The 18,432-nt window shown below is 58.6% G+C and carries 13 protein-coding genes and 2 pseudogenes; 5 read left to right on the top strand and 10 right to left on the bottom strand.

Features of this window, described 5'->3' with window-relative positions; genetic code table 11:
* Positions 1-173 precede the first annotated feature (173 nt).
* Entirely contained in the window at positions 174-677 is a 504-nt protein-coding gene (locus HL45_RS13100) for a GNAT family N-acetyltransferase (protein WP_049971521.1), read from the bottom strand.
* A 106-nt stretch (positions 678-783) separates the two neighbouring features.
* Here HL45_RS13100 and HL45_RS13095 point away from each other — a divergent pair, with 106 nt between their 5' ends.
* The 4 genes from HL45_RS13095 (at position 784) to HL45_RS13080 (ending at position 4,461) form a co-directional block, all read left to right on the top strand.
* A complete protein-coding gene (locus tag HL45_RS13095) occupies positions 784-1,731 on the top strand; it encodes an ABC transporter ATP-binding protein (protein ID WP_049971520.1) in 948 nt (315 codons plus the stop codon).
* On the top strand, positions 1,728-2,567 hold the full coding sequence (locus HL45_RS13090) for an ABC transporter permease subunit (RefSeq protein ID WP_049971519.1): 840 nt from the start codon (positions 1,728-1,730) through the stop codon (positions 2,565-2,567). The genes HL45_RS13095 and HL45_RS13090 overlap by 4 nt, the downstream gene beginning before the upstream one ends.
* A 128-nt stretch (positions 2,568-2,695) precedes the next feature.
* Positions 2,696-3,631, top strand: a complete 936-nt coding sequence (locus tag HL45_RS13085) for an ABC transporter ATP-binding protein (RefSeq protein WP_049971518.1) — start codon at positions 2,696-2,698, stop codon at positions 3,629-3,631.
* Entirely contained in the window at positions 3,628-4,461 is an 834-nt protein-coding gene (locus tag HL45_RS13080; RefSeq protein ID WP_049971517.1) for an ABC transporter permease, read from the top strand. The genes HL45_RS13085 and HL45_RS13080 overlap by 4 nt, the downstream gene beginning before the upstream one ends.
* 82 nt (positions 4,462-4,543) lie before the next feature.
* Here the strand turns inward: HL45_RS13080 and HL45_RS13075 are convergent, their stop codons facing one another.
* The 4 genes from HL45_RS13075 to HL45_RS13060 form a co-directional block, all read right to left on the bottom strand.
* Positions 4,544-5,116 carry a response regulator transcription factor gene (locus HL45_RS13075; RefSeq protein ID WP_049972037.1) on the bottom strand — a complete coding sequence of 191 codons (573 nt, stop codon included), beginning with the start codon at positions 5,114-5,116 and terminating at the stop codon, positions 4,544-4,546.
* 312 nt (positions 5,117-5,428) lie between these two features.
* Entirely contained in the window at positions 5,429-6,076 is a 648-nt protein-coding gene (locus tag HL45_RS13070) for a helix-turn-helix domain-containing protein (RefSeq protein WP_049971516.1), read from the bottom strand.
* A 73-nt stretch (positions 6,077-6,149) separates the two neighbouring features.
* Positions 6,150-7,199: an NAD(P)-dependent glycerol-1-phosphate dehydrogenase gene (locus tag HL45_RS13065; RefSeq protein WP_049971515.1), complete on the bottom strand. Its 1,050-nt coding sequence runs from the start codon at positions 7,197-7,199 to the stop codon at positions 6,150-6,152.
* Positions 7,200-7,889: 690 nt separating this feature from the next.
* The gene (locus tag HL45_RS13060; protein ID WP_049971514.1) at positions 7,890-8,879 is read right to left on the bottom strand and encodes an NAD-dependent epimerase/dehydratase family protein; all 990 of its coding nucleotides are present in this window, start codon (positions 8,877-8,879) and stop codon (positions 7,890-7,892) included.
* A gap of 133 nt (positions 8,880-9,012) precedes the next feature.
* On the opposite strand from HL45_RS13060, the gene HL45_RS13055 reads away from it, so the two are divergent.
* The gene (locus HL45_RS13055) at positions 9,013-9,747 is read left to right on the top strand and encodes a GNAT family N-acetyltransferase (RefSeq protein WP_049971513.1); all 735 of its coding nucleotides are present in this window, start codon (positions 9,013-9,015) and stop codon (positions 9,745-9,747) included.
* A 47-nt stretch (positions 9,748-9,794) separates the two neighbouring features.
* Here the strand turns inward: HL45_RS13055 and gltB are convergent, their stop codons facing one another.
* From gltB to proS, 5 genes and pseudogenes are all read right to left on the bottom strand, one after another.
* Positions 9,795-14,315, bottom strand: coding sequence for a glutamate synthase large subunit (gene gltB / locus HL45_RS13050; protein WP_233274776.1), 4,521 nt, complete (start codon positions 14,313-14,315; stop codon positions 9,795-9,797).
* Between the two features lie 230 nt (positions 14,316-14,545).
* Complete coding sequence (locus tag HL45_RS13045) at positions 14,546-15,046, bottom strand: Lrp/AsnC family transcriptional regulator (RefSeq protein ID WP_049971511.1); 501 nt, start codon at positions 15,044-15,046, stop codon at positions 14,546-14,548.
* Between the two features lie 218 nt (positions 15,047-15,264).
* Positions 15,265-16,078 (bottom strand): annotated as a pseudogene (locus HL45_RS13040) (polyphosphate kinase 1); the annotation flags it as partial.
* Between the two features lie 20 nt (positions 16,079-16,098).
* Positions 16,099-16,786, bottom strand: a pseudogene (locus tag HL45_RS21940) (metallophosphoesterase family protein).
* Between the two features lie 184 nt (positions 16,787-16,970).
* On the bottom strand, positions 16,971-18,425 hold the full coding sequence (gene proS / locus HL45_RS13030) for a proline--tRNA ligase (RefSeq protein ID WP_049971510.1): 1,455 nt from the start codon (positions 18,423-18,425) through the stop codon (positions 16,971-16,973).
* Positions 18,426-18,432 lie beyond the last annotated feature (7 nt).

The following is an 18,432-nucleotide window of genomic DNA, read 5'->3' as shown; positions in this document are numbered from 1 at the left end:
GAGTGGCGGGAATCGGTTGGGGAGGATTGTGGCCTGCGGTGGCGGTCATGTGTTGTCGTGACTTGTTGACGACATCTATTCGAGATTTGAAGGTGCATATCACCAACGACACTCACTCAAATCTGTGACGAAACCATCCCGCCCACATCCTACTTATAATATCCATACCCCCACTACAACGTCTTTTCGTACACGTATTCTCCGACACCGAACCCTGTAGCTTCGCCCTCCTCCACGCGCTCGAAATCGCGCGATTCGTAAAATCCCACGCCAACGTCGTTGTCCGCCAACACGGTCAACCGAAGCGTCTCACCGCCACGCTCACGCAGTCGCTCCTCCACACGACTTAACAACCGACTGCCCATTCCCGAACCCCACTCGTCGGAAACGACGTAAATCCGAAGCAGTTGGAAGACTCCATTTTCGTCCGAACTCGGTGCGGCATGAACGATTCCGACGATTTCCTCGCCTTCTTCGCGCTCCGCGACGAAAAACTCGTGGTCTGAGTTGGTCGCGCTCTCGCGGAGGCGTTCGATATCGTACCACTGGTCGATGGTTTCGTCCACCGTATCGGCCCCGATGATGTCGTCGTAGGCGGCGTGCCACGACTCTCGGGCGACGCGGCGGATGGCGGGGGCGTCGTCCGACTCCGCAGGTCGGACAGCAAAGCCAGTCATGCAGAGTTCTCGTGACGTGTTGTCAAAAGTATTGCTCGAACTGTGCCATTGGTACGACGTGTCAATGAACAGAAAGCACATGTAGGTCGCCTGTGAAACCCCCGACATGGCCGCCATCAGAACGAACTCCCTCACGAAGCGATTCGGCGACGTCGTCGCAGTCCGCGACGTGAACCTCACGGTCGAAGAGGGCGAAATCTTCGGCTTCCTCGGTCCCAACGGGGCAGGGAAATCCACGACCATCAACATGCTGTTGGATTTCATGCGCCCGAGCGAGGGCACCGCGGAGGTTCTCGGACACGACGCACAGAACGAACCGCGAGCAATCCGCAATCGAATCGGCATCCTCCCGGAGGGCTACGACCTCTACGACCGACTTACTGCACGCGAGCATCTTGACTTCGCTATCGACGCGAAAAGCGCGAACGAAAGTCCGCCGGAACTCATCGACCGAGTCGGCCTCTCCCAAAAGGACGCCGACCGAAAAGTCGGCGGCTACTCGAAAGGAATGGCACAGCGACTCGCGCTGGCTTCCGCGCTGGTCGGCGACCCCGACCTGCTCATTCTGGACGAACCCTCTTCCGGACTCGACCCCCACGGAATCCGCGAAATGCGCGAACTCATCCGCGCGGAGGCAGATCGCGGTACGTCCGTGTTCTTCTCCAGCCACATCCTCTCGGAAGTCGAGGCGGCCTGTGACCGCGTCGGAATCATGAACAACGGACAACTCGTCGCTGAAAACACCGTCGAAGGCCTCCGCGAACTGACCGGTGCGAGTTCACAGTTGATCCTGAAAGTGTCGCGCGTCCCGACCGAACTCGACTTGTCAAGCATCGATGGCGTCTCCAGCGTTTCCGTCGATGACGCCACGCTTCGCGTATCCTTCTCCGACCCCGGCAAGAAGGCACAGGTGGTAAAGCGCGTGGACGCCGCGACGAATATTGCGGACATCGAATCCGAACAGGCCTCGCTCGAAGAGCTGTTCGACAGCTACACGAGGGGCGAGGAATCGACCGACCAGAAAGCCGAATCTCCCGCGGAGGTGTCGGCATGAGCTGGCTTTCCGTGGCGAAAAAGGACTTCATCGATTCCCGACGCTCGAAAGGGTTGTTGGGCCTCATCTCGCTGTACGTCCTGCTGTTGGCGCTCATCGTCTACTTCGCGGGCGACAGCCCTCAGAGCGCGATGACGGACGTGCTCGCGCTAATGTCGCTCATTGGCATCTTCATCATTCCGCTGAGCGCGCTCATCGTCGCCTACCTCTCCATCGCTGGCGAGCGTGAATCGGGGAGCATCAAATATCTGCTCGGACTGCCGAATACGCGATTCGACCTCGTCGTCGGGAAGTTCGTCGGTCGCTCGATGGTTATCACGGTCGGTCTGCTGTTGGCGTTCGGCGTCGCTGGCGTGCTGGGCGTTGTCATGCTCGACAGCGTTGACTTTGTCGTGTTCGCCAAGTTCTTCCTGTTGATGCTGTTCTTTACCCTGACGTACATCGGCATCGCAGTCGGTCTGTCGGCGCTCTGTGCCTCGCGTTCGCGCGCGATGGCGAGTTCCGTCGGCGTATTCTTCGTGTTCAACGTCCTCTGGACGGTTCCGACGATTTCGCCCGCCGCAGCACTCCGGTACGTCGCGGACGACAAACTCGGAATGACGCTCGGCCCCGAAATCTACGAACTCGTCTTCCTCATCAGTCCACCCTATGCGTTCCAGCGCGCCGCCGGACTCGTCTTCACCGAGCAGAGCATCTACTTCCCTCGATACATCACTCCCCAGATGAATATTCCGTTCTACTTGGAAGAGTGGTTCATGCTCGTCATCCTCGGCGCGTGGCTCGTCGCTCCACTGGCAATCGGCTACCTTGCCTTCGAGCGCGCTGACTTGGGATAAGTGAGCATACGAATCAATTCGCGAGAATACGGATAGATTTCGACGAATCGTGCAGTAAACTCGACATCCCGTGTCTTGATTTATCATGCCAGTGAAGATTTAAATGGCCAGTAAATCAATCGATAGCTATGGCCGCCATTCAGACAAACGGTCTCACGAAACAGTTCGGCGAGGTGGTTGCGGTTTCCAACCTCGACTTGACTGTCGAAGAGGGCGAAATCTTCGGTTTCCTCGGCCCGAACGGTTCGGGTAAATCGACGACCATCAACATGCTGATGGACTACATTCGTCCGACCACGGGGTCGGCGAACGTCCTCGGCTACGACGCACAGGAAGACACCCAGACGATTCACGAACAAATCGGTATCCTCCCCGATGCGTTCGACCTCTACGGACGACTCTCGGGTCGAAAGCACATCCAGTTCGCCATCGACTCGAAGAAAACTGGCGACGATGCTGACGACATCCTCGACCGAGTCGGACTCTCCCAAGAGGACGCAGACCGCCCTGCGGGCGACTACTCGAAAGGAATGCGCCAGCGCGTTACCCTCGGAATGGCGCTCGTGGGCGACCCCGACCTGCTCATTCTGGACGAACCCTCCTCCGGACTCGACCCACACGGTGTCCGCGAAATGCGCGAAATCATCCGTGCGGAGGCAAACCGCGGCACGGCCGTGTTTTTCTCCAGTCACATCTTAGACCAAGTCGAAGCAATCTGTGACCGCGTCGCAATCATGAACCAAGGCGAACTCGTCACCGTGGACACCATCGAAGGACTGCGCGAGACGAGCGACACCGGTTCGGCGATGGAACTGTCGGTCAACATCATCCCGGACATCGACTTGACGACGATAGCAGGCGTTACGGATGTCACGGTCGATGGAAACAAAATCACGGTGACCTACACCGAATCGAGTGCGAAGGCGAAAGTCATCAACGCAGTCGAAGAGGCGGGTGCGACCGTCACCGACATCGCGACGAAGGAATCTTCGCTCGAAGACCTGTTTACGGCGTACACGACAGAGTCGGATGACCGCGGAGTCAAATCGGAGGTAGAAGCATGAGTGTCGCCGTCGTCGCCCGCAAGGACTTCGAGGATGCCGCGCGCTCGAAGATGCTCTGGGCCATCACGGCCCTGTTCGTGCTGGCGACTGCCGGTGGAATGTACGCGATAGGTTCGTTCAACGATGATTTTACCGCAAACCAGACGGTTGCATTCCTTAGCACTCCAGCGACCCTCATCGTCCCGCTTGCGGCGCTCGTCGTCGCGTATCTCGCTATCGCGGGAGAACGTGAATCGGGGAGCATCAAACTCCTGCTCGGCTTGCCCCACAGTCGCCGAGATGTTCTGTTCGGCAAACTGATCGGACGAACTGTCGTCGTTTCGGTTGCGACCGTTGTCGCGTTTATCGCGGGTGCAATCGTTCTCGCCGTCCAGTACGGTTCATTCCCGCTAACCGAGTTCCTCGTGCAGGGAGTCGTCACGCTCCTCTTCGGACTGGTGTTCGTCGGTATCGCCGTCGGCTTTTCGTCCATGACCGCCACCCGCTCGCGGGCGATGGCTGGTGCGATTGGCCTGTATTTCCTCTTCCAGCTCGTCTGGAGCGTCATTCCACTGGGCGCCTACTATCTGCTCGAAGGCGGGATTCCAAACCCTGTAGAAGGGCTTCCAGCCTGGTACTTCCTGCTTCAGCTACTCAATCCCGTGAACGCGTACGCAGTTGTGGCCGACTTCCTGACGAATCCGGACGGACAGACGATATACCAAACCATGGTTACCGGAGATGCACCGTTCTACCTCGAAGGGTGGTTCGCAGTGGTCATCCTCGCGGTGTGGTTCGTCGTCCCCGTGGCGATTGGCTACCTCTCGTTCGAGCGCGCCGACTTGGGATAGTCTCGTCGTCGAACGGACATCAAACGTATTTTTCACGAATGCAACCCCATCGAGCGATTTCCGCGAAAAATAGCGTTTCGTATTATTCTGAAGCGACGTGGCTCTGCATCAGTTCCCCTTGCAAATCGTCGTCTCCTAATCCGTCCAACGTGTTCGAAAGCGACGCTTTCAGCGACTGAATCTTCTGTATGAGTTCCTGATACTCGTCACGATTTTCGAGTTCGTCCGGACTCATTCGGGTTTCGAGTGCGGCCTGCTTCGAAGACAGCGTGAGCAGTCGCTGAATGTCGGTGGAGTACGTTGCGCGCTGTGTCAGCGTCGTGACGATGTCGTGTAACTGTTCTGGGGAGCGTATCGGTTTGACGACGTAGTCATCGTAGCCGAGTTCGAGCACGTCGAAGTCCGGCTCTACTGCGGTAATCATGCCGACGCGGCAGTCCAGCTGTCGCTCACGAATCGTCTCAAGAACGTCGTCACCGCTTGCTCGCGGCATATCTCGGTCGAGGAGTGCGATGTCGATGGTGTCGTCCGCATACTCCATCGCTTCTGCGCCGTCGTATGCGGTGTACACGTCGTACTCCTCGCCGAGCCATCGGGAGTATAGATCTGCAATCGAACGCTCATCGTCGGCGACGAGAACGCTGTAGTCGGTCACGAAACCACGCTCCCCTCGTCGGGTGGTGGTCCGGCGGTCGGCAGTTCGAATCCATGCGAGCGGCACCCTCGCTGAGTCGGTTGTATATCCATCGGTCTGGGTCTGCTGATTTTGCAGGTCGGGGCGTATTCAGGACGATAGACGGAGCGTTCAGTTACAGCGAAGAGACAACGTCCACTGGCAAACTGGATGGAACGCATCCATCTCCGTCTAGGGAATCACGACAAAAGATAGCGGGCGAAACCAGTTGAGGCCACATGTTTCCCACGAAACACACTTAAGTACTGCTCGATATTCGTATTTATGCGCTTACTATTGTATTGAACGAAATGACCCCGAGATGAGGTTCGCGTAGCCGCGCCGTAACCGACCGCCGACCGCCTGCGGCGAGATTTTCAGTTCGTCGGCCAACTCCTCCAATGTGATGTTTCGCGGGCGCTCGAAATAGCCCTCTTCGTAGGCGGTGACGAGCGTTTCTTGCTGTGCGGGCGTGAGCGTTCCCAACTGCTGTGCCGTCATCTCCTGTAGGGAGTAGACGCGATGAACCTCTACGGTTATGCCTTCCTGCTGGCAGAAGGCTTGAAATTCGGACATCTGTTCTTGTGCCGGGAATCGAAGGTGAAACGTCCAGCCATCCGACGTGCCGTTTGCCTCCATCACGGTCACGTTGGCCTCTTCGATTCCTTGCACGAACCCGGTAATCTCTTCGTTCCAAACCGCTCGGAACAGCGTCCCATCCGAAAAGGAATCGAGTTTCGTGAGGTCTTGTATCGCCGGTTCAGCACGCACCGCGGCCTCGAACTGGCCGACCGAGTCTCCCCACGCCCAGAAGAAAGGAAACACGGCAGTCCCCGTCGGAACGATGCGCTCCAGTTCGATTTGCAACTGCGAATCCGATTGCAGTGCACGACCGAGCGCGAACTCGTCGGCGGGTATCGAAATCTCCACGATGGTACTCATATAATTAGCGCCACACCCGGACACTTTCGCGGGAGTGCCTTGAAAGTTGTTGCCGCGGTAAAGTTATGATATTTTATATGACGTTCGTCGCCGTCACCGCTTCGATGGCCGCGGCCTCGTTCATCCCATTGCCGAGAATGGTGTATCTATCGCGGATTTCGTGGGCTGTGGTGAGTGCTTCGACGACCGTTTCGCCGTCGATTCCGAGGTCGTCCGAAGTTGTCGGCGCACCGATAGTCGCTAGCGCGTCTCTGATTCCCTGCCAATTTCCGCCGTGCAGATATTCGGTGATGATGGAACCGACACCGACCTGATGACCGTGGAGGGCCGCCCCCGGCGCGATGCGGTCGAGTTGATGTGAGAAGAGGTGTTCTGCTCCGCTGGCCGGACGCGACGAGTCGGCGATGCTCATCGCCACGCCGGAGGAAACCAGTGCTTTGGTGACGACCCACGCCGATTCCTCCAAGCCGGGCTTGATGGACTCCGCGTTGTCCACCAGCATTTCGGCGGTCATCTCCGCCAGCGCGGCCGAGTAGCCCGAATATTCGACGTTTTGGAGGCGGTTGGCCAGCCGCCAATCCTTGACCGCGGTGTAGTTGCTGATGATGTCCGCACACCCCGCCGTCGTGAGTTGCCACGGTGCGTCTGCGAGGATTTCCGTGTCCGCGATGACCGCCAGTGGCGGTTCCGCGGCCACGCTATGTCGAGTGTCCTTCTCGGGTACCGACCCTCGCCCGCTGACGATGCCGTCGTGACTCGCCGCCGTCGGAATCGAGACGAAGCCGCGTTTGATTTCGTCGCTCGCCATTTTGGCAATGTCGATGGCTTTCCCGCCACCGACGCCGACGAGGTATCCTGCATCCACTTCGCGCGCAACTTCGATAACTTGCTGGACGGACGCGAAACTCGCCTCCTCGATGACCACCGTTTCGACGGCGATTCCTTCCTCCTCGAACTGCGCGACGACTCGCCTGCCCGCCACGTCGTTCGGCGTCGGACTCGTGACGATTAATGGTACGCCGTGGAGATGGAGTTCAGAAATGGCGTCCACCGTCTCGGAGAGGACGCCGTGGCCTACCACCACGTTCCGGGGCAGGCGAATCCACGTAGATTTATCGAACATACCATCCATTCGGTATGGGTCCGTGAAACAGTTTACTCTCTCGCGGAACGTAGACGCGGATGCAGGAACGGACGGTTTTGGACGCATCTCAATCGCAACGACGAAAGTCGGACTGCACACTCTCAAATCTTCGATGAATGTCGTCAGCAAATCACGACTCTACATACCGCAACAAGAAAAGTAAGATTGCACGTTCTAACATGCTGAGATTCTGTCGTTGGCAAGTCACGACAACAAATACCGCAACCGCTACCGCAGGCCACACCCTCCCCAACCGACTGCGTTTCTCACTGCGTTGCGATACTCATCCCTCGCGCGACTTCAGCACACCCCCTCGAACGTAAAATCCTCAGGGGGTGTGCCAGCGCGCGCCAGATGGTACAATTCGGATTTCGTGGATTGTCACAAACCACAGTGGCGCGTGCGTCAGTAGACCCGAGGCGTGTACCGCCGAGGGTCTGCCCGAGTTCGCGCGAGGGACGACCGAAACGAGCGCCAGTGAGTTGAGGGAGTCGGTTGGGGAGGTTCGTGGACGGATGCGGTGGCGGTGCGGTCTCATTGGAGTCGGCAGTTGCTAACGGCAAATCTATCCCAACTCGATTGGCACAAAGAATGAAAAATAATCGAAACATCGGTTATCGAGCCAATCAAACCAAACTCCTTCTCATTACGCCTCTCGCGTCTCGTCGCTTATATCGTGTCCAGAACGCCGAGCACCTTCTCCTCTTCCTCACGACCGGGTTCGTACTCGCTTCCGTCACGGTCACTTTCCAGATGCTCCGCAACCGTCCGCTCCATGGCCTCTTCCACGGGCGTCGATTCCCACCCGAGACTCGCAAGCTTGTTCGTATCGAGGACGTGCGGGTACTCCCGGTAGAGAATGTAGTCGTCCACCGAAAGGTCGGCGGTCGAGAGTTCGCGGTCGCTGGCGTGGACGAGTTCCACGTCGGTTTCGAAGGCGTCCGCGATGAGTCCCAGCATTTCGTCCATCGTAACGAGTTGCTCGTCGCCGACGTTGTACGATTCTCCCGCTTCGCCCTCCTCGGCAACGATTCGCAGGGCGCTGGCCACGTCTTCGACGTAGGCGCGGTGCCAGAGATTTTGGCCGTCGCCCGGCACGAGCAGTCGGTCGTAGTGGTTCACCCGGTCGAGCCAGAAATCGAGGCGCTCGGTGTAATCGTGCGGGCCGTAGACGATGCAGGGACGGAGGCTCATCGCGTTCACACTCCGCTCTGCGGCCTCGAAGATGGCGCGGTCGCCCTCCGCCTTTCGTGGGCCGTAGGAATCCCCGGATTCGTCGGTGGCCTGTTCGGGCGTGCAGTCACACAGTTCCGTCTCGTTTTCGCGCTTGGGGATGATTTCCTCGCCGTAGGCGCTTCCGCTGGAGATGTAGACGTAGCCCGATACGTCGGCAAAGATTTCCATGGCGGCGCGAACTTCGCGGGGTTTGTACGCCACGCAGTCGATGACGATGTCCGGGGCAACCTCCGCCTTGGCCGCTTCGAGCGCGGAGTCGTTGGTTCGGTCGCCTTCGAAGTGGGTGACGCCCTCGGTATCCGCGAAAGGATTGTCGTGGTTGCCGCGATTGAAAATCGTCACGTCGTAGTCGTTGTCGAGCAGGTCGTTTACGAGGTGGCGACCGATGAATCGAGTGCCGCCGATGACGAGTGCGCTATCCATGCCGGGGAGGTTTCGGGTGATGGCGCAAAACGCTACCGAAGGCGGAGAAGTGGGGCGATTGTCGAAGATCGAACAGCGAAGAAATCCCACTGGCCGGTAGAATGTTTATCTCTCATGCCACAGTAGTCCAAGTATGCAGGTACGCGAAGCCAGAACGGAGGACATTGCCGGAATGCAAGACGTTGCCGAGCGGTCGCTTTCGGCCTCCTACTCACATTTTGTGGACGAAGAGGCAATCGAACACGCGGTTTCGGAGTGGTACTCCGACGAGTCTCTCGAATCCGAGTTCCAGAGTCGCGGCATGCTGTTCCTCGTCGCGCTCGAAGGCGGCGACGTGGTCGGCTTCTCTCAAAGTGATATGCTCCCCGACGTGCCCGAGGGGAACATCCTCTGGTTACACGTCCACCCCGACTACCGTGGGGAAGGCGTCGGCACGGCACTCCTCGGTAGAACGCAAGAGGAACTCAGAGAGAAAGGCGTCGAATCCCAGATTGGGCTAGTGCTCGCCGACAACGAAGAAGGAAATCAGTTCTACGAAGACCACGGCTTTACCAAAGTTAGCGAGCGTACCGCAGAAATCGGCGAACAAACGTACACCGAGAACGTCTACGCCGAAACCGAAGATGCGGTGTTGGAACCTAAAGAGTACGAGGGCCAAACGCTCTACATCAATCGCGCCGAGAGCAGTCGCGGGTCGAAAGCGCCGTTTTTCGCCGTCTTCACCGACGGAGATGCCGAAAACCGCCACGGCTACTTCTGTGCAAACTGCGAATCGTTCGACAACTCGATGGACAGCATGGAGCGAATCCAGTGCAACGATTGTGACAACAAGCGAAAGGCGGCGCGGTGGGACTCGGCGTATCTCTAAGCGCGATTTCGTAGGAATCGGTCGGTTTAGTTTGAGGTATTTACGACTCAGTCGTCCGAAACGACTTCCACCCGCGACGACTGTCCCGACCTTGGAACCGCACTCGGCGGCGTCGTCCGAACGTCTTTTTGCCCGGCCTCGATGGCCTGCTGGTAGGCGTCGGGCATGACCTTCATGAAGTTTTCTTTCGCGGACTCCCACTCTTCGAGCAGTTCCCGCGCAACCTTGCTGTCGGTTGCCGTGGCGTGGTTTTCGACCAAGCGACGAAGCACCGCCTCGTCGCAGGGTTCCAGTTCGGTCGAAAGCGAGACGGTGTCGCCGTTAACCCGTTCTGCAATTTCACTACCCTGATAGACGTAGGCCACGCCGCCGGTCATCCCGGCGGCGAAGTTCTCGCCGACGTCGCCCAGCACCGCCACGACGCCGCCGGTCATGTACTCACAGCCATGGTCGCCGACGCCCTCAACGACGGCTTTCGCGCCGCTGTTGCGGACGCCGAATCGCTCGCCAGCGACACCGTTGACGTAGGCTTCGCCCTCCGTCGCGCCATAGAGCGCGACGTTGCCGACGACGACGTTCTCGGCATCGTATCCGGCGTCTTCGGGAGTTTTCACGGCGATTCGACCGCCGGAAAGTCCCTTGCCGAGGTAGTCGTTCGCGGCACCCGTCAGGAACAGGTCAACACCCGACTGAGCGAACGCGCCGAAACTCTGTCCGGCGGTTCCCTCGAACCGGCACGTAATCGTTCCATCGGGCAGGCCGGATTCGCCGTGGACTGCCGACACTCGACCGGAGAGCATCGCGCCGACTGCCCGGTCTGGATTCGAAATCGTGCCCTCGATTTCGACGGACTCGTCGCACTCGATTGCGGATTGGGCGGCGGTCAGCAGAGTGCGGTCGAGATGGTCGTCCAGTTCGTGGTCTTGTTCTCTGGTCTTCGTTCGGTTGTCGTCGCTCTCACCGCCATCGACTGGTTCGGCCAGCACGGCGGAGAGGTCGAGACGGCGGGCTTTCGGATGCGTCGTCTCGCGCTGGCGAAGTAAATCGACGCGACCGACCATCTCCTCGACAGTTTTCACACCGAGTTCGGCCATGATTTCGCGCAGTTCCTCCGCGATGAACGTCATGTAGTTGATGACGTGGTCGGGTTCGCCGGGGAAGCGCGCGCGCAGGTCTTCGTCCTGCGTGGCGATACCGACCGGACAGGTGTTTTTGTGACACTGCCGGGCCATCACGCAACCGCTGGTCACGAGGCTTGCGGTTCCGAAGGAGAACTCCTCTGCGCCCAACAGGGCCGCGACAGCAACGTCCCTACCCGTCTTCATACCGCCATCGACCGTGACTTTGATGCGGGAGCGCAGACCAGTCCGTCGGAGCATCTGGTTCGCCTCGGCCAAGCCGAGTTCCCACGGTAGTCCGGCGTTCTTGATGGACGTTCGCGGACTCGCGCCGGTTCCACCGGAATGGCCCGAGATGTGAACCACGTCGGCGTTCGCCTTGGCGACACCCGCGGCAATCGTCCCGATTCCGGCTTCAGACACCAATTTCACGTTGATGTCCGACCCGTCGCTCGCCGTCTTCAGGTCGTAGATGAGCTGTTTCAAGTCCTCGATGCTGTAGATGTCGTGCTGTGGCGGCGGCGAGATGAGGCCGACACCGGGAGTCGCGTGGCGGACGTGCGCTATCGCTTCGTTCACCTTGCCGCCGGGGAGGTGACCGCCCTCGCCGGGCTTCGACCCCTGTGCCATCTTGATTTGTAGTTCGTCGGCGGACTGAAGGTATCTGCTCGTGACGCCGAACCGACCGCTGGCGACCTGCTTGATAGTGCACTCGCGCTCGGTGTCGAACCGCTCCGGCGGTTCGCCGCCCTCGCCAGTGTTCGATTTCCCGCCGATACGGTTCATCGCAATCGCGTTGTTCTCGTGCGCTTCGGGGGACAGCGACCCGAGGCTCATCGCGGCGGTGGAAAATCGTTCGACGATTTTCGAGACTGGTTCGACTTCCTCGATTGGAATCGACTCGCGCCCGTTTGTATCGAAATCGAGCAGACCGCGGAGCGTCTGGAGTCGCTCACTCTGGTCGTTGATTTCGCTGGCGAATGTTTCGTACTCCGCTTCGTCTCCCTGCCTGACGGCGCGCTGAAGCGCGCCGACGCTCTTGGGATTCCACTGGTGGCGAATCCCGTTCGAGCGGTGTTCGTACTCACCCTGTCGGACGAGTTTTGCGTCGTCCTCGTCGTTTCCATCGAACGCCGTTTCATGCCTGTCGAGTACGTCGGCCTCGATTTCTTCGATACCAATTCCTTCGGTGCGGTTTTCGGTTCCGGTAAAGTATTCGTCCACGACCTCGCCGTTCAGGCCGACGGCCTCGAAAATCTGAGCACCGCGGTAGCTTTCGACGGTCGAGATTCCCATCTTCGCCATTGTCTTCAGCAGTCCCGTTTCGAGCGCAGAGACGTAGGCGTCGATAGCCTGGGATTCGTCCGCACCTTCCGGCCCGGCGACCAAATCCGCGATGGTCTCGTAAGCGAGGTACGGGTTGACCGCGCCCGCGCCGTAGCCGACGAGCGTTGCGAGGTGGTGAACCGTTCGGGGGTCGCCGGATTCGACCACGAGCCCGGTTCGAGTTCGCAGACCCTCACGGACGAGGTGGTGGTGAACCGCGCCGGTCGCCAGCAGCGACGGAATCGGCACCCGATTCTCACCCATCTCGCGGTCGGAGAGAACGACGATTTCCGCACCCGATTCGACCGCGCTTTCTGCTTCTGTACGCACGCGCTCGATGGCCGATTGGAGGTCGCCTTCGGCGTCGAACGTGATGTCCACCGCCTCCGTTTCGAGGTTGGTGTCCGTCACCGCAGAGAGTTCCGAATCGGTCAACACGGGCGATTCGAGGACGAGTTGCCGGGCGTGGTTCGGCGATTCACCGAGGAGGTTTCGCTGGCGTCCGAGTCGAGTTTCCAGACTCGTCACCAGTTCCTCCCGGATGTAATCTATCGGCGGGTTCGTCACCTGCGCGAACAACTGCTTGAAGTACGAGAACAGCGGGCGGTCAAAGTCGGATAGCACCGAGAGCGGCGTGTCGTCGCCCATCGAATCGACCGGGTCTTTCGCCTGCCGGGCCATCGGTTCGATGAGTTCGGTCAGTTCGTCGTCGGTGTAGCCCCAAACTGCCTGTCGCGCGCGGAGGGGTGCTGTGGTGTCCGCTACCGTTCCCAAATCGGCGGAAACCGACTCCGTGGAGTCGGTTTCCGAAAGCTGAACTTGCTCTTTTTCGACCCACTCTCCGTACTTTTGGTCGGTCAGGTCTTCGAAAACCTCCTCGTCGGAGACGACGCCGCCAGCCTCCGGGTCGGCAAGGAACAACTGTCCGGGTTGGAGACGGCCGCGTTCGACGATTTTCTCCTCGGGCGTGTCCAGCGCGCCCGCTTCGCTGGCCATGATAAGTCGGTCGTCTTTCGTCACGTCGTAGCGACAGGGTCGAAGTCCGTTGCGGTCGAGCACCGCGCCGACGCGATCTCCATCGGTCGCTGCGACGAGCGCGGGGCCATCCCACGGTTCGACCAGCGAAGCGTGGAAGTCGTACCACGTTTGTCGGTTGCCGTCGGTTCTCGACCGCCACGCTTCCGGAAGGAGCATTCTGAGTGCGTGCGGGAGGCTTCGTCCGTCCTGCAGGAGCAGTTCGAGGACGTTGTCGAGGCTGGCCGTATCGCTCTGGTCGCCCCGAGTAACGGGCGCAATTCGGTCGATATCCTCGCCAAGTCGCTCGCTTTCGAGGTCGGTTTCGCGGGCGGCCATCCAGTTGACGTTGCCTTGGATGGTGTTGATTTCACCGTTGTGGATGGTTCTTCGGTACGGATGCGCGAGGTGCCACGCACCGAGCGTGTTGGTCGAGAATCGTGCGTGAACCATGGCGATGGACGATTTGAATCGGTCGTCAGAGAGGTCGGGGTAGTATGCAGAGAGTTGTTCCCCCGTCAGCAGACCCTTGTAGACGACCGTTTTGCGGTCGAGCGAGCAGACGTAGAATCGTTCGCCGTCGTCGGTTTCCGGACTTCCGATTTCCTGTTCGAGAACGCGACGGGCGACGTAGAGGGTTCGGTCGAACCCCGCCTGCGACTGGTCGCCCTTCGATTCCACGAAACACTGTACCACGGCGGGTTCCGAATCGAGCGCGGTTTTGCCGAGGTCACTGTTGTCGGTAGGAACCGTCCGCCAGTGGAACACGGACAGTCCTTCCGATTCGAGAACGGTTTCGACCCGTTCTTCGAGTGCGTGGCGAGCGTCGTCATTTTGCGGCAGGAACAACTGGCCGACTGCGTAGGATTTGGGGAGTTCGCGGTCGAGTTCCGGTGCGAAAAAAGCGTCCGGTCGCTGGACGAGGATTCCGGCCCCGTCTCCGGTGTTCGGTTCCGCACCCGTCGTCCCGCGGTGTTCGAGGTTGGCGAGGAGCGAAAGCCCGTCGGAGACGGTTTCGTGGTCGGCACTGGCGTCGGCGTCGAGGTTTTGGACAACCCCGACACCACAGTTCGACCGTTGGTCGGTTGGGTCGGCGAGGTGCGTCGTCATATGCGACCGCATGGCAAAGATGAATAAGAGGGTTTCCCTGAAGGACTAAGGGTGCCTCATTGTCAATGCATGAACCTTATATTGTGGTCAAATGGCTATTCATCTCGGGTATAATACGATAATAATGTCTCTAACGATGCACTATCCAGCGCATATTATCGAATCGGCGAAAAATACGAACGAACGGCCACTCGATATCGTTCGTTCTGTGTAGCCGATAGGAGTTTTCGTTACTCGCCTTCGATGAGTTCCTGCAAATCGTCGTCGTCGTAGTTTATCAACAGCCTCGATTCGTCCTTGAACGTTTCCAACACGACCTGCGTCGAGGAATGTTCGACTCCCTCGGTGTGGATGATGTTGTCGATGTACTCCTGTAGGTGGTCGTGGTCGCGCAGATGAGCGATTATCGTGAACGACTTGTCCCCCAACATGAAGTAAACGGTCTGAACACCGGAAATGTCTCGAAGGTCGTCGCCGATTTCCTCGTATCCCGGCCCGTAATCGCTTCGAATCTGCGTTATTGCAGTGAGTTCGAGTCCGAGCTTTTTGGCGTCCAATTTCGAGACGGTTCCCGAAAGAATGCCTTGTTTTCGATACTTGTCGAGTCGGTAGTAGACGGTCGAGGTGCTGATTCCGAGTTCGTCGCTTACCTCGTCCACGTCGATGTCACCCTCCCGGTCGAGCCAGCGAAGGATTTTGAAGTCCTTTTCGTCGAGATTAACGTCGGGCATATCTAACCAATCGTAGTCGGGTTTCTAAAACTTTGCTAAGAATTCGTGGGTTGGATAAATTTGGCTTCTATAGATTCCAACATCTGTCGGAGTAACAGATTGTTCGAAACTGTCCCATAAATGTGTTTGAAAATTATACACAGAACGGTTTATATCTTTATTTTTCAATTCTATCGGGAGCACTGGCATCGGACGAGTCGAACAACCGTTCAACTATCCTCTGCGTTCCGCGTCACCCGAAATGTCGAAGCTTCCGGAATGAGCATATTCGAGCATTTCGGTGTTCGGAAAGAACAAATCGAGATTTGCCGCGACGACATCCTCCAGCAGGACGAAGGTCGGACCGTCACCGACCTGCACCAATCGAGGGCGGTTGCCGGGAATCTTCACCCGCGAGAATGTCGACTCTTCGTCCTCGTTCTCCTGCGTCAACACCGCGAGCGACAGACTCAGATTGGAAATGAACGGAAACGGATGGGCCGGGTCGAACGTGAGCGGCGTGAGCGTCGGTAAAATGGAACTCTGAAAATACTCTCGCGGTTCTCGTCGTTCCGATGGAGAGCAGTCGGTGTACGAAATGATGTGAATACCGGCGTCTGCGAGCGCGTCGTGAATCACGTTGTGGTAACACGCCGACGGCTGGCTGAACATCTCGCGGGCGATGTCGAGAATCGCGTCCCACTGCTCCGTCGGAGTTCTGCCGTTTGGCGTCCGCTCGGTGACGTTCGCGGCCATCTGCTGTTTCAGGCCGCCAACGCGCTTGCGGAAGAACTCGTCCATGTTTGTCGTGAAGATGGAGAGGAACTTCACGCGTTCCAACAGCGGATTTCGCTCGTCGAGTGCCTCGTGTAGCACCCGTTTCTGAAATTTCAACTGGCTGAGTTCACGATTCAGATAGTATTCGGGGTCGGAGAAGTCAACCTCGGGTTCCGGTTTCGTTTCCTTCCCGCCGTTCGCAGTTTGCTTCTCGTCGCCGCGTTCCTGTTGACTCTCGCTATGCTCGTCATCTGTTGGCAAATCGTGCTCTGACATGGTTCTTTGGAAGGGCGAACTCACGAGGACTGGGGCGTCACGATGGAATCGTCGCTTCGTTCCTTTCCGTTTCCAACAGCGGGTTGGACGACGAACTCGTCCCGTCGATAGTCGTCGGCGGTAAGCGACCCACCGTAGACGCATCCGGTATCCAGACCGACTGCCGACTTCCGCTCGACGGGATGGTCGAGTACCGTGTAACCGAAGAACACACGACGAGATTCGTCGTACTGCTCGAACCAGAACGGACGGTCGTAGCTTCCATCAGGTTGCAAAGAACGCGTCGTTTGGAGGTCATCGACCGAGTGCTCTGATAGTGGTTTCCGGGGGTCAACACCGCCGTGAACGACGAGGATGTCCTCCCACGAAATCGCCACTGGGAGTGACGCTACGTACTCTCGTTCTGCTGGCCCGAAGTCGGAAAGGATTGCGTCCGCGCGCAGGAACTTCGTTGTTCCCGCGAACTGAGAGCAGGTTGTCATTAGCCTGTACCAGTTCGAGGACGCCGAGGCTGTCCGGTCCTTTTCGAATCAGGTCGCCGACGAACACCACGAGGTCGTCGTCGTCGTTCACGCCGAGCGTTTCGAGAAGTGATTCGAGTTCGGTCAAACAACCGTGAACATCGCCAACGACGTAGATATCATCCCACTCGTCGGCGTCGATGCGTCGGCGTGCCACCTCGTCGGCAAATGTCGGGTTCGAATCCATTGTTCGTGCTGAAGCCGTGTGTAGCCGGGAAACGGCATCGTCGGTGCAAGAGAGTCGTGGAACAGTATAAACTATTTATAATTTCTGCCAGTATTGCAGGAGAGAGATATTGAGACGAACATATCCGAAATATCGGCACAAAGTATTCACTTCGGCTGTGGAATAATAAAAGAAGAAATCCAATTCAGTACGATTTGGCGAAGTACGCCGTCTCCGCTGCTTCGTCGCCACACATCGCACACTCATCGCCGCACGGTTCCTCGTCGCGGTCGAGGGGAACCATCACGATTTCCGCCGAAATCGGCTCCTTGATTTCTTCCTCACACGCCTCGTCGCCACACCACGGCGCTTTCACGTAGCCGCCGTGCTGGCCGATGGTGCCGAGGATTTCATCGCGCGAATCCGCCTCGCGGACGTTGTTTTCGAGGGTTTCCGCCGCCGATTCGTACATCTTGTCGTAGACCACGTCGAAGTGGTCTTCCATCGCATCGGCGATTTCGGCGCGGTCTTCCACGACCGACTCGCCGTCGGGTCGGTGAACGACCGTGATTTCGTCGTCCTCGACTTCGTGGGGGCCGATTTCGAATCTAACTGGGACGCCTTTGAGTTCCCACTCGTTGAATTTGAAGCCGGGGTTGCGCTCGTCGCGGTCGTCCAGTTCGACGCGGATGCCCTTGGCTTCGAGGTCGTCCGCGATGCCTTCCGCGTAGGAGAGGACTTCTTCGCGGTTCTCTTCCTGCCAAATCGGGACGATGACGACCTGCTCGGGTGCGAGTTCGGGTGGGCAGACGAATCCCTGTTCGTCGCTGTGGGTCATGATGAGCGCGCCGATTGCACGCCACGACAGTCCCCACGATGTGGTGTGTGCCGGGCGCTCGTCCTCGTTCTCGTCGGTGAAAAAGAGGTCGTAGGCTTCCGCGAAGCCCTGTCCGAGGTAGTGGCTCGTCCCGCCCTGCACCGATTTTCCGTCGGGCATCAGTGCCTCGACAGTGGTCGTGGTGTGCGCGCCGGGGAACTTGTCGTGTTCCGGTTTTCGACCGCGCATGACGGGGATTCCCAGCACGTCCTCGTACAGTCGTTCGTACTGGCCGAGTCGGGTCATCGTCTCGTCCCACGCCTCGCCCTCGGTTTCGTGGGCGGTGTGACCCTCCTGCCAGAGGAACTCCTTGGTTCGGAAAAACGGCTTGGTGTCGGTCGCCTCCCATCGAATCACGCTACACCACTGGTTGAGTCGCAGGGGCAGGTCGCGGTGGCTTCGCACCCACTGGCTCATGAACGGCGTGATGATGCTCTCGCTGGTCGGGCGGAAGGCGAGTCGCTCTTCGAGTTCGTCGTGGCCGCCGTGGGTGACCCACGCCACTTCCGGGTCAAAGCCTTCCACGATGTCGCTTTCCCGTTCGAGGTAGCTCTCGGGGATGAGCGCGGGGAAGTAGGCGTTCTGTGCGCCGGTGTCTTTGAACCACGAATCGAGATGGTTTTGCAGGCCCTCCCAAAGGGCGTACCCGCGTGGGCGGGTGACGATGAACCCGCCCATTGGGGCGTAATCCGCGAGGCCAGCCTTCAGAACCACTTCGGCGTACCAGTCGCCTGGACTGTGTGATTTGGACTCGGTGATACCGAGTTCCTGGTCGTTGCTCATACTCGGA

Source organism: Haladaptatus cibarius D43 (genome assembly GCF_000710615.1).
GTDB classification, from domain to species: Archaea; Halobacteriota; Halobacteria; order Halobacteriales; family Haladaptataceae; genus Haladaptatus; species Haladaptatus cibarius.
This window is presented reverse-complemented; position numbering and strand designations above follow the sequence as displayed.